This window comes from Escherichia sp. MAL-1 (assembly GCF_052948035.1).
The window spans coordinates 4,527,189-4,539,407 of record NZ_CM129609.1; the positions used below are offsets into that span (position 1 = coordinate 4,527,189).

Annotated in this window: 8 protein-coding genes and 1 pseudogene; 5 read left to right on the top strand and 4 right to left on the bottom strand. The window is 53.8% G+C overall.

Annotated elements, in window-relative coordinates; genetic code table 11:
* Positions 1–11 precede the first annotated feature (11 nt).
* The 5 genes from mdtN (at position 12) to yjcO (ending at position 7,685) form a co-directional block, all read left to right on the top strand.
* Positions 12–1,043: a multidrug efflux transporter periplasmic adaptor subunit MdtN gene (gene mdtN, locus ACU8XX_RS22670; protein ID WP_240765305.1), complete on the top strand. Its 1,032-nt coding sequence runs from the start codon at positions 12–14 to the stop codon at positions 1,041–1,043.
* Positions 1,043–3,094: a multidrug efflux transporter permease subunit MdtO gene (gene mdtO, locus ACU8XX_RS22675; protein ID WP_089640283.1), complete on the top strand. Its 2,052-nt coding sequence runs from the start codon at positions 1,043–1,045 to the stop codon at positions 3,092–3,094. Before mdtN ends, mdtO begins: the two co-directional genes overlap by 1 nt.
* Positions 3,091–4,557, top strand: a complete 1,467-nt coding sequence (gene mdtP, locus ACU8XX_RS22680) for a multidrug efflux transporter outer membrane subunit MdtP (protein WP_000610564.1) — start codon at positions 3,091–3,093, stop codon at positions 4,555–4,557. The genes mdtO and mdtP overlap by 4 nt, the downstream gene beginning before the upstream one ends.
* Positions 4,558–4,754: 197 nt before the next feature.
* On the top strand, positions 4,755–6,902 hold the full coding sequence (gene fdhF, locus ACU8XX_RS22685; RefSeq protein WP_001300547.1) for a formate dehydrogenase subunit alpha: 2,148 nt from the start codon (positions 4,755–4,757) through the stop codon (positions 6,900–6,902).
* Between the two features lie 93 nt (positions 6,903–6,995).
* On the top strand, positions 6,996–7,685 hold the full coding sequence (gene yjcO, locus ACU8XX_RS22690; protein ID WP_000719886.1) for a Sel1 family TPR-like repeat protein YjcO: 690 nt from the start codon (positions 6,996–6,998) through the stop codon (positions 7,683–7,685).
* Between the two features lie 190 nt (positions 7,686–7,875).
* On the opposite strand, the gene gltP is transcribed toward yjcO, so the two are convergent.
* The 4 genes and pseudogenes from gltP to ACU8XX_RS22710 all read right to left on the bottom strand — a co-directional run bounded on the left by gltP (position 7,876) and on the right by ACU8XX_RS22710 (position 12,218).
* Positions 7,876–9,189, bottom strand: a complete 1,314-nt coding sequence (gene gltP, locus ACU8XX_RS22695; protein WP_000789589.1) for a glutamate/aspartate:proton symporter GltP — start codon at positions 9,187–9,189, stop codon at positions 7,876–7,878.
* 341 nt (positions 9,190–9,530) lie between these two features.
* The gene (gene nrfG / locus ACU8XX_RS22700) at positions 9,531–10,127 is read right to left on the bottom strand and encodes a heme lyase NrfEFG subunit NrfG (RefSeq protein WP_000812893.1); all 597 of its coding nucleotides are present in this window, start codon (positions 10,125–10,127) and stop codon (positions 9,531–9,533) included.
* A complete protein-coding gene (gene nrfF / locus ACU8XX_RS22705) occupies positions 10,124–10,507 on the bottom strand; it encodes a heme lyase NrfEFG subunit NrfF (RefSeq protein ID WP_001032544.1) in 384 nt (127 codons plus the stop codon). The genes nrfG and nrfF overlap by 4 nt, the downstream gene beginning before the upstream one ends.
* Positions 10,500–12,218 (bottom strand): annotated as a pseudogene (locus tag ACU8XX_RS22710) (heme lyase CcmF/NrfE family subunit). The gene nrfF and the pseudogene ACU8XX_RS22710 overlap by 8 nt, the downstream one beginning before the upstream one ends.
* Between the last annotated feature and the right edge of the window lies 1 nt (position 12,219).

The window sequence follows — 12,219 nt, forward strand, 5'->3', positions numbered from 1 at the left end:
GAGACGCGCTCATGGAAAGTACGCCGAAAAAAGCTCCTCGCAGTAAATTCCCTGCTCTGTTAGTGGTTGCGTTGGCGCTGGTTGCCCTTGTTTTCGTTATCTGGCGCGTAGACAGTGCGCCATCAACTAATGACGCTTACGCGTCAGCAGATACCATTGATGTGGTACCGGAAGTCAGCGGCCGCATTGTAGAACTGGCGGTCACCGACAACCAGGCAGTCAAACAGGGCGATTTGCTGTTCCGCATCGACCCGCGCCCGTACGAAGCCAATCTGGCGAAAGCTGAAGCCTCCCTCGCGGCGCTGGATAAGCAAATTATGCTCACCCAGCGTAGCGTTGACGCGCAACAGTTTGGTGCCGACTCGGTTAATGCCACGGTAGAAAAAGCCCGTGCCGCCGCGAAACAGGCCACAGATACATTACGCCGCACCGAGCCATTACTGAAAGAAGGTTTTGTCTCAGCGGAAGATGTTGACCGTGCAAGAACGGCGCAGCGCGCCGCAGAAGCGGATCTTAATGCCGTATTGTTACAGGCGCAGTCAGCCGCCAGCGCCGTCAGCGGCGTGGATGCATTAGTTGCCCAGCGTGCGGCGGTCGAAGCGGAGATTGCCCTGACCAAACTGCATCTGGAAATGGCGACCGTTCGCGCGCCGTTTGATGGCCGGGTCATTTCCCTCAAAACCTCCGTCGGGCAATTTGCTTCTGCCATGCGCCCTATTTTTACCCTAATCGACACTCGTCACTGGTATGTGATCGCCAACTTCCGCGAAACCGATCTGAAAAATATTCGCTCAGGTACACCCGCAACGATTCGCCTGATGAGTGACAGCGGCAAAACCTTCGAGGGTAAAGTGGATTCGATTGGCTACGGCGTGCTACCGGATGACGGCGGCCTGGTGCTGGGCGGCCTGCCGAAAGTGTCTCGTTCTATTAACTGGGTCCGCGTTGCCCAGCGTTTTCCGGTCAAAATCATGGTCGATAAACCTGACCCGGAAATGTTCCGCATCGGCGCTTCGGCAGTCGCTAATCTTGAGCCGCAATAATGAGCGCGCTCAACTCCCTGCCATTACCGGTGGTCAGGCTGCTGGCGTTCTTTCATGAAGAGTTAAGCGAGCGGCGACCAGGTCGCGTGCCGCAGACCGTGCAACTCTGGGTAGGCTGCCTGCTGGTGATTCTGATCTCGATGACCTTTGAGATCCCTTTTGTGGCGTTATCGCTGGCAGTGCTGTTTTACGGTATTCAGTCGAACGCGTTTTACACCAAATTTGTCGCGATCTTGTTTGTGGTTGCCACGGTGCTGGAGATCGGCAGCCTGTTTTTGATCTACAAATGGTCATACGGCGAACCGTTGATCCGATTGATCATCGCCGGACCGATCCTGATGGGCTGCATGTTTTTGATGCGCACCCATCGCTTGGGGCTGGTCTTTTTCGCCGTCGCCATTGTCGCTATTTACGGGCAAACCTTCCCCGCCATGCTCGACTATCCGGAAGTGGTCGTGCGCTTAACGCTGTGGTGTATCGTTGTTGGCCTCTATCCAACCTTGCTGATGACGTTAATCGGCGTGCTGTGGTTTCCCAGTCGTGCCATTTCGCAAATGCATCAGGCGCTTAATGATCGGCTTGATGATGCCATTAGTCACCTGACAGACAGCCTCGCACCGCTACCCGAAACGCGGATTGAAAGAGAGGCGCTGGCGCTACAAAAACTCAATGTCTTTTGCCTCGCGGACGATGCCAACTGGCGAACTCAAAACGCATGGTGGCAAAGCTGCGTGGCAACGGTAACCTACATTTACTCGACGCTGAATCGCTACGATCCCACCTCTTTTGCTGATTCTCAGGCAATTATTGAATTCCGACAAAAATTAGCTTCAGAAATCAACAAGCTGCAGCATGCCGTTGCTGAAGGTCAGTGCTGGCAAAGCGACTGGCGGATCAGTGAAAGTGAAGCGATGGCGGCACGGGAATGTAACCTGGAGAATATCTGCCAGACGTTGTTACAACTGGGTCAGATGGACCCGAATACGCCGCCAACGCCCGCAGCCAAACCGCCATCAATGGCCGCCGATGCTTTTACCAATCCAGACTATATGCGCTACGCGGTAAAAACGCTGCTCGCCTGTTTGATCTGTTACACCTTTTACAGCGGCGTGGACTGGGAAGGCATTCACACCTGTATGCTGACATGCGTGATCGTCGCTAACCCAAATGTCGGTTCGTCGTACCAGAAGATGGTGCTGCGTTTTGGCGGGGCCTTTTGCGGCGCGATTCTGGCGCTGTTATTCACGCTACTGGTCATGCCCTGGCTGGACAATATTGTCGAATTGCTGTTTGTGCTGGCACCGATTTTCCTGTTGGGCGCATGGATTGCCACCAGCTCTGAACGCTCTTCTTATATCGGCACACAGATGGTGGTCACCTTCGCGCTCGCCACGCTCGAAAACGTTTTTGGCCCAGTGTACGACCTGGTGGAAATTCGCGATCGCGCCCTGGGTATCATCATTGGTACCGTGGTGTCCGCGGTGATTTACACCTTTGTCTGGCCTGAAAGTGAAGCGCGCACACTGCCGCAAAAACTGGCTGGCACGCTGGGTATGTTAAGTAAAGTAATGCGGATCCCACGCCAGCAGGAAGTCACGGCTCTGCGCACTTATCTGCAAATTCGTATCGGTCTGCATGCGGCGTTTAATGCCTGTGAAGAGATGTGCCAACGCGTGGCGCTGGAGCGTCAACTGGACAGCGAAGAACGCGCCTTACTGATTGAACGTTCGCAAACGGTTATTCGTCAGGGCCGCGATACTCTTCACGCCTGGGATGCCACCTGGAACTCGGCGCAGGCGCTGGATAACGCACTACAGCCGGACAGAGCAGGTCAGTTTGCCGACGCCCTGGAGAAATACGCTGCCGGTCTGGCAACCGCACTCAGCCGTTCTCCTCAAATAACGCTTGAAGAGACACCCGCCTCGCAGGCCATCCTGCCCACCTTATTAAAACAGGAGCAACACGTCTGCCAGCTTTTCGCCCGCTTGCCAGACTGGACAGCCCCGGCATTAACGCCCGCCACGGAACAGGCACAAGGAGCCACGCAATGATCAATCGTCAACTTTCACGTCTGCTGTTGTGCAGCATTCTCGGCAGCACGACGCTGATTTCCGGCTGTGCCCTGGTACGTAAGGATTCTGCACCTCATCAACAGCTCAAACCGGAACAAATCAAACTGGCCGACGATATTCATCTTGCCAGCTCCGGCTGGCCGCAGGCGCAGTGGTGGAAACAACTCAATGACCCGCAGCTGGATGCGCTGATCCAACGGACGCTAAGTGGTTCACACACCCTCGCCGAAGCGAAACTGCGGGAAGAAAAAGCGCAGTCCCAGGCCGATTTGTTAGATGCCGGTTCACAATTACAGGTCGCAGCGTTAGGGATGCTCAACCGCCAACGCGTCTCGGCGAACGGCTTTTTAAGCCCTTATGCGATGGATGCGCCAGCACTGGGTATGGACGGGCCGTACTATACGGAAGCCACAGTAGGTTTGTTTGCCGGACTGGATCTTGATTTGTGGGGTGTGCATCGCTCAGCGGTTGCCGCCGCCATTGGCGCGCATAATGCCGCGCTGGCAGAAACCGCAGCAGTAGAGCTATCGCTGACCACGGGCGTAGCGCAGCTTTATTACAGTATGCAGGCCAGCTATCAGATGCTCGATCTGTTAGAACAAACTCGCGATGTGATTGATTACGCGGTGAAAGCGCACCAAAGTAAAGTGGCGCACGGTCTGGAAGCGCAAGTGCCTTTCCACGGCGCGCGGGCACAGATTCTGGCGGTCGATAAACAAATTGCTGCCGTTAAAGGGCAAATCACCGAAACGCGAGAATCTCTGCGTGCATTGATTGGCGCGGGAGCCAGCGATATGCCGGAGATCAAACCGGTGGCATTACCGCAAGTACAGACCGGCATTCCGGCGACGCTCTCTTATGAGTTGCTCGCCAGACGCCCGGATCTGCAAGCCATGCGCTGGTATGTTCAGGCGTCATTAGATCAGGTGGATTCCGCGCGGGCGTTGTTCTACCCGAGCTTTGATATCAAAGCGTTTTTCGGCCTTGATGCCATCCACCTGGATACCTTATTCAAAAAAACCAGTCGCCAGTTCAACTTCATCCCGGGTCTGAAATTGCCGCTGTTTGACGGTGGACGGTTGAATGCCAATCTCGAAGGCACTCGCGCCGCCAGCAACATGATGATTGAACGTTACAACCAGTCAGTACTGAACGCGGTGCGCGACGTTGCCGTCAACGGCACGCGTCTGCAAACGCTCAACGACGAGCGAGAGATGCAGGCTGAACGCGTGGAAGCAACGCGCTTCACCCAGCGCGCTGCCGAGGCCGCCTATCAGCGCGGCTTAACCAGCCGCTTACAGGCCACTGAAGCCCGGTTGCCAGTACTTGCCGAAGAGATGTCATTACTGATGCTGGACAGCCGCCGGGTGATCCAAAGCATTCAGTTGATGAAATCGCTGGGCGGCGGGTATCAGGCGGCTCCCGTCGTCGAGAAAAAATAAAATGTCTGCCGCGTGATGGCTGTCACGCGGTATTTCGTTTCGTCACGTCAAAACTGACGACAGCCTGTTTTTCGTCAGAGTTTTGAATAAATAGTGCCCGTAATATCAGGGAATGACCCCAAATAAAATGTGGCATAAAAGATGCATACTGTAGTCGAGAGCGCGTATGCGTGATTTGATTAACTGGAGCGAGACCGATGAAAAAAGTCGTCACGGTTTGCCCCTATTGCGCATCAGGTTGCAAAATCAACCTGGTCGTCGATAACGGCAAAATCGTCCGGGCGGAGGCAGCGCAGGGGAAAACCAACCAGGGTACCCTGTGTCTGAAGGGTTATTATGGCTGGGATTTCATTAACGATACCCAGATCCTGACCCCGCGCCTGAAAACCCCCATGATCCGTCGCCAGCGTGGCGGCAAACTCGAACCTGTTTCCTGGGATGAGGCACTGAATTACGTTGCCGAGCGCCTGAGCGCCATCAAAGAGAAGTACGGTCCGGATGCCATCCAGACGACCGGCTCCTCGCGTGGTACGGGTAACGAAACCAACTATGTAATGCAAAAATTTGCGCGCGCCGTTATTGGTACCAATAACGTTGACTGCTGCGCTCGTGTCTGACACGGCCCATCGGTTGCAGGTCTGCACCAATCGGTCGGTAATGGCGCAATGAGCAATGCTATTAACGAAATTGATAATACCGATTTAGTGTTCGTTTTCGGGTACAACCCGGCGGATTCCCACCCAATCGTAGCGAATCACGTAATTAACGCTAAACGTAACGGGGCGAAAATTATCGTCTGCGATCCGCGCAAAATTGAAACCGCGCGCATTGCTGACATGCACATTGCACTGAAAAACGGCTCGAACATCGCGCTGTTGAATGCGATGGGCCATGTCATTATTGAAGAAAATTTGTACGACAAAGCATTCGTCGCTTCCCGTACAGAAGGCTTTGAAGAGTATCGTAAAATCGTTGAAGGCTACACGCCGGAGTCGGTTGAAGATATCACCGGCGTCAGCGCCAGTGAGATTCGTCAGGCGGCACGGATGTATGCCCAGGCGAAAAGCGCCGCCATCCTGTGGGGCATGGGTGTAACCCAGTTCTACCAGGGCGTGGAAACCGTGCGTTCTCTGACCAGCCTCGCGATGCTGACCGGTAACCTCGGTAAGCCACATGCGGGTGTTAACCCGGTTCGTGGTCAGAACAACGTACAGGGTGCCTGCGATATGGGCGCGCTGCCGGATACGTATCCGGGATACCAGTACGTGAAAGATCCGGCTAACCGCGAGAAATTCGCCAAAGCCTGGGGCGTGGAAAGCCTGCCAGCGCATACCGGCTATCGCATCAGCGAGCTACCGCACCGCGCAGCGCATGGCGAAGTGCGTGCCGCGTACATTATGGGCGAAGATCCGCTGCAAACTGACGCGGAGCTGTCGGCAGTACGTAAAGCCTTTGAAGATCTGGAACTGGTTATCGTTCAGGACATCTTTATGACCAAAACCGCGTCGGCGGCGGATGTTATTTTACCGTCAACGTCGTGGGGCGAGCATGAAGGCGTGTTTACTGCGGCTGACCGTGGCTTCCAGCGTTTCTTCAAGGCGGTTGAACCGAAATGGGATCTGAAAACGGACTGGCAAATCATCAGTGAAATCGCCACCCGTATGGGTTATCCGATGCACTACAACAACACCCAGGAGATCTGGGATGAGTTGCGTCATCTGTGCCCGGATTTCTACGGTGCGACTTACGAGAAAATGGGCGAACTGGGCTTCATTCAGTGGCCTTGCCGCGATACTTCAGATGCCGATCAGGGGACTTCTTATCTGTTTAAAGAGAAGTTTGATACCCCGAACGGTCTGGCGCAGTTCTTCACCTGCGACTGGGTAGCGCCAATCGACAAACTCACCGACGAGTACCCGATGGTACTGTCAACGGTGCGTGAAGTTGGTCACTACTCTTGCCGTTCGATGACCGGTAACTGTGCGGCACTGGCGGCGCTGGCTGATGAACCTGGCTACGCACAAATCAATACCGAAGACGCCAAACGTCTGGGTATTGAAGATGAGGCATTGGTTTGGGTGCACTCGCGTAAAGGCAAAATTATCACCCGTGCGCAGGTCAGCGATCGTCCGAACAAAGGGGCGATTTACATGACCTACCAGTGGTGGATTGGTGCCTGTAACGAGCTGGTTACCGAAAACTTAAGCCCGATTACGAAAACGCCGGAGTACAAATACTGCGCCGTTCGCGTCGAGCCGATCGCCGATCAGCGCGCCGCCGAGCAGTACGTGATTGACGAGTACAACAAGTTGAAAACTCGCCTGCGCGAAGCGGCACTGGCGTAATACAGTCCTTTCTACAGCCTCCTTTCGGAGGCTGTTTTTTTATCCATTCGAACTCTTTATACTGGTTACTCCCTACCCAATCGTATTATCAAAATGAAAAAAATTATCGCATTGATGTTGTTTTTGACATTCTTTGCCCACGCCAACGACTCCGAGCCTGGCAGCCAGTATTTAAAGGCAGCAGAGGCCGGGGACCGACGCGCACAATATTTTCTTGCCGACAGCTGGTTTAGCTCCGGCGATTTGAGCAAAGCCGAATATTGGGCACAGAAAGCCGCCGACAGCGGTGATGCTGATGCCTGCGCGCTGTTGGCGCAGATCAAAATCACCAATCCGGTCAGTCTGGACTATCCACAAGCAAAAGTTCTTGCAGAGAAAGCGGCGCAAGCGGGCAGTAAAGAAGGTGAAGTAACGCTGGCGCATATTCTGGTAAATACTCAAGCGGGTAAACCGGATTATCCAAAGGCGATTTCGCTGTTAGAAAACGCCTCGGAAGATCTGGAGAACGACTCTGCCGTCGATGCCCAAATGCTGCTTGGTTTGATTTACGCCAACGGCGTGGGCATTAAGGCCGACGATGACAAGGCAACCTGGTATTTCAAACGCAGCTCCGCAATTTCCCGAACCGGTTATTCCGAGTACTGGGCGGGAATGATGTTCTTAAACGGTGAAGAAGGTTTTATCGAGAAGAACAAGCAAAAGGCGCTGCACTGGTTGAACCTGAGCTGTATGGAAGGGTTTGATACCGGGTGTGAAGAGTTTGAAAAATTAACCAACGGTTAAGATAGGCCTGATAAGACGCGTTAAGCGTCGCATCAGGCGTTGATGTCGGATGCGGCATAAACGCCTTATCCGACCTACAAAATCACGCTAAATCAGGCTATTGCGCTGTCTGGCGTAGGCCTGATAAGACGCACCAGCGTCGCATCAGGCATCCACACATTGCCGGGTGGATATCCCCGGCAATCTTCAATTATTGATCCGCAGTTTTATCAAATTTGCCCAGCACTTCACGCTCATAAGCCAGCGCCTTTTTGCGGTCAAATTTGTGTTCCCACTTGGCAATCACCAGCACCGCCAGCGCATTACCCACCACGTTCAGCGCAGTACGCGCCATGTCGAGGATACGGTCAACACCAGCAATAAACGCCAGACCTTCCAGCGGAATACCTACGCTACCCAGCGTTGCCAGCAACACCACAAACGACACGCCCGGCACGCCAGCAATCCCTTTCGAGGTCACCATCAGCGTCAGCACCAGAATGATTTCCTGCCAGATGGACAGGTCAATGCCATACAGCTGAGCGATGAAAATAGCGGCAATACTTTGATACAGCGTCGAACCATCAAGGTTAAAAGAGTAACCGGTCGGCACCACGAAGCTGGTGATCGACGCCGGTGCTCCGTAGGCTTCCATCTTCTCAATAATTCGCGGCAGTACGCTTTCAGAGCTGGCAGTGGAGTACGCCAGAATCAGCTCATCTTTCAGAATACGAATCAGGATCCAGACGCTTAACCCGCACAGGCGCGCCACAATTCCCAGCACTACCAGCGCGAAGAACAGAATGGCGAAATGCACCAGCAGCACCAGTTTCGCCAGTGGCCACAGAGAAGAGAAACCAAAGTTAGCCACCGTCACCGCAATCAGCGCAAACACACCCACCGGTGCATAACGCATCACCATGTGAGTCACTTTAAACATGGTTTCAGAGATGGAGCGGAACACGGTCACCAGCGGTTCACGATGCGTCGCGGGCAGGGAGGAAAGCCCCAGACCAAACAGCACCGAGAAGAAGATGATCGGCAGCATTTCGCCTTTCGCCATCGACGCCACAATGTTCGTCGGCACCAGCGACAAAATCGTGCCCATAATGCCGTGGGAACTGCTTTGTACCGCTTCCGTAGTGCTCTGATATTTCGAGATATCGACGGTCGCCAGCTGCGACATATCCACCCCGGCACCGGGCTGGAAGACGTTCGCCAGAGTGATCCCCAAAATGATGGCGACGGTGGTTATCACCTCGAAGTAAATAATGGTTTTCGCGCCAATACGCCCGAGCTGTTTGGCATCACCAACACCCGCGATACCCACCACCAGCGTGGAGATCACAATCGGCACAACAATCATTTTGATCAGATGGATGAAGATATCACCCGCCGGAGAGAGCAAATTGACGACCAGCCAGTCGCGGCTGTCGCTATGGTAGTGCAGGTAGCTTCCCAGGAGAATGCCCAGCACCATAGCAAACAGAATCTGCCAGGCCAGGCTGAATTTTATATTTTTCATCAGAATAACTTCCTCAATGGAGCGCCGTTCCCCGTTCAGAAACGCGAGAACGTGACATACTGCCAGGGCATGAATTGTGTTGCGTTGGTTTGTAGATTTTTTTAACGCTTATGATCAGTATCATTTGCGCGGTAGGTTGCGCAACCCTTTAACAACAGAGCTTTTCGCTGCATTAATGCATAATAACGCGAGTTTATGGCAGGATTAATGAATAACCATTTGTTATGGAAAGATTTTTATTTGTTTAATCTGCAATAATACTGATTGGTGATTATTTTTGGCATATGTTCATTCGATTATTTTTTATACAACTCAATAACATAATCTTCATCACCAGATGATTAATCTGATCTCCGCTGCAACAATTTCGCCATATTAATCGACTCGACCAGCTGTGTCCGGTTGATCCGGGGTGAGTTGAGATCCATCACTTTTTGCCATAGTTCGATGGCTTGCGCGTAATTCGCCTGCATAAACGCATCGGAAGCCAGCAGCATCAGAGCGGTGATTTCGTTAGAGTCCAGCGCGAGGGCTTTGTCGATTATTGCACGAGTCTGGGCGGTCATATGCTGGCTGGCCTGGTAATAAAGCACCGTCGCCAACGCCGCATACAGTTCAGCGTTCTCACCACGTAGTTGCAACGCCTGACGGTACGCCAGCAGCGAATTGCTGTAATCGTTTTGCCACAGATAGTACTCGCCCAGTAACGCCCATTGTTCGCTGTTTTGTGGATTAGCGCGGATTTTATCCTGCAATGCCTGAAGCTGCGCTTCCGGGGTTTGCTGGCTGGCAAACTGATGTAGCGGATCGCGCTGACGCTGATATTCCGCACGTACCGCCTGCCATTTTGGACTTAACAGATAACTGCCGACACAGAGAAATACCATCAAAATCGTGAGTGTTGTCAGCATTTTCACCGGTATTTTGGGCTGTTTCATCGCTTCGCCCTCACTCGCCAGAGGATCAGTGCCATCAGCAGTAACAACACCACTGGCAGCGCCCACAACACCAGCGTCTGACCGGTTAACGGTGGGTTATAGCGAACAAAATCTCCGTAGCGTTCGGTCATCCAGCCAATGATTTCGACTTCGTTCTTCCCCTCCGCCACCATGCTGTAAACCTGATGGCGCATACTGACTGCCACCGGCGCGTTGGATTCCAGTAAGTTTTGATTCTGGCACTGCGGACAACGTAACTGGCTGGCAATTTTTAACGCCTGTTGCTGTTGTTGCGGATTGGCGAATTGCCAGGTGTCTACGACCTGAGCGCGCGCAAAACAGGTAAATAACAGCAGTAGCGTGAGAAGTCCTTTATTCATCGCGCTTCCTCTCCCGCCATCCGCTTAATAATGCGCCTGCAATCATCAACAATCCTCCCCCCCAGATCCAGCGCACACCGCTTTGTACATACAAACGAAAAGCGTAACGATCCGGCCCAGTTTTCTCCCCCATGACCGCATACCAGTCATGGATGCCGTTCCAGCGAATTGACGGTTCCATCATTTGCTGACGGCGTGCTTCATAAAAACGCCGCTCCGGCGTCAGTTCACCAATACGTTGCTGATGGTCAAACAGTGCCACTATCGCTTTTTCGCTGGTGTAATTGCCTCTGGCTTACAGATCGAGTCGCTCAAAACGGAAGGTGTATCCTGCCAGCGTCACCTGCTGACCCGGCTGTAAATTCAGGCTGATCTCCTGACGACTGACGCTGGAAACCACGATCCCCGCGGCAAATAACAGCACGCCAGCATGAGCTACCAGCGCCGGAAGCTGCACGCGTTTGCCAGAGACAAACGTCGCCAGCACAATCACCACCAGCATCAACAGACCAAACGGTAACGTCGCGCGGTTAAAATACGGCGCGCCAACGGAGAGGCGTCCCCAGCCCAGCAGACCGTAAATCATCGGATAAAGAGTTCCCACCAGCACGATCAGTAGCACTGCGCAAAATAGCAACAGCGTAGCGAGGATTAACATTTCCCGCGATAACCCCGAAAAACGCACCGCCGGGCCACCGTCCCGCGCTCGCCAGCCATACAGAGCCAGAGACGCAAGGCTAATCAGTGCAAACAGGCTGAACAACGGCACGGCGCGGACGTTATCCAGCGCGAACGCATGAACCGAAACCAGAATGCCAGAACGGACAATTAAGGTGCCCAGCAGCGACAGCATCAGAGTAACTATCGCCAGCAACAGCGACCAGTGGCGGAAAATCCCCCGCTGGCGTGTCAGGGACAAACTGTGCAGCAGCGCAGTGGCAGAAAGCCAGGGTAATAAAGAGGCGTTTTCCACCGGATCCCAGAACCACCAGCCGCCCCAGCCCAGTTCGCAATAGGCCCACCAGGAACCGAGAATGATCCCCGCCGTTAATGCGCTCCAGCCAGGTAGTGCCCAGCGCCAGCAAATTCGGGCGCAGGCACCATCAAACTCGCTGCGCAGTAAACTCGCCAGCGCCACGCTCGCCGCCACCATCAAACCGCCATACCCGAGATAAAGCAGCGGTGGATGAAAGATAAGACCGGGATGTTGCAGCATCGGATTGAGATCGCGGCCTTCGATTGCTGGTGGAAATATCCGCACGAAGGGATCGGACCACAGCACCACAAACAGTAGCAGTGCGGCGAGCATGAGAGATAAAACGGCTAGCGTCAGCGGAAATAGCGGATCGGTTTGCTGCCAATAATGCCAGGCAAACAGCGCGCTCCAGGCGGAAAGCAGCAGCACCCAAAGCAGCAGCGAACCTTCATGGCCGCCCCACACCGCCGCCAGTTTGAGTTCCCACGACAGCAGGCTGTAGCTATGTTGCGCGACATAAATGACCGAGAAATCGCTGATGAGAAAACAATACGTCAGTACGCCAAAGGCGAGCAGCAGGAGCGCGAACTGCGCCAGAATGCCGATGCAAGTAAGTCGCATCATGGCAGGCCAGCGCAACCGCACTCCCGCAAAGGCCGTCAACGGGGTCAACACGTTGACCCCGAGACTTAACAACAGCGCCAGAAAACCGACTTCAGGAAGGAATACGTCCAGA

Coding starts and splice junctions, on each gene's coding strand:
- gltP (WP_000789589.1), bottom strand. CDS start 9,189: ATGAAAAATATAAAATTCAGCCTGGCCTGGCAGATTCTGTTTGCTATG.
- mdtP (WP_000610564.1), top strand. CDS start 3,091: ATGATCAATCGTCAACTTTCACGTCTGCTGTTGTGCAGCATTCTCGGC.
- yjcO (WP_000719886.1), top strand. CDS start 6,996: ATGAAAAAAATTATCGCATTGATGTTGTTTTTGACATTCTTTGCCCAC.
- nrfG (WP_000812893.1), bottom strand. CDS start 10,127: ATGAAACAGCCCAAAATACCGGTGAAAATGCTGACAACACTCACGATT.
- mdtN (WP_240765305.1), top strand. CDS start 12: ATGGAAAGTACGCCGAAAAAAGCTCCTCGCAGTAAATTCCCTGCTCTG.
- mdtO (WP_089640283.1), top strand. CDS start 1,043: ATGAGCGCGCTCAACTCCCTGCCATTACCGGTGGTCAGGCTGCTGGCG.
- nrfF (WP_001032544.1), bottom strand. CDS start 10,507: ATGAATAAAGGACTTCTCACGCTACTGCTGTTATTTACCTGTTTTGCG.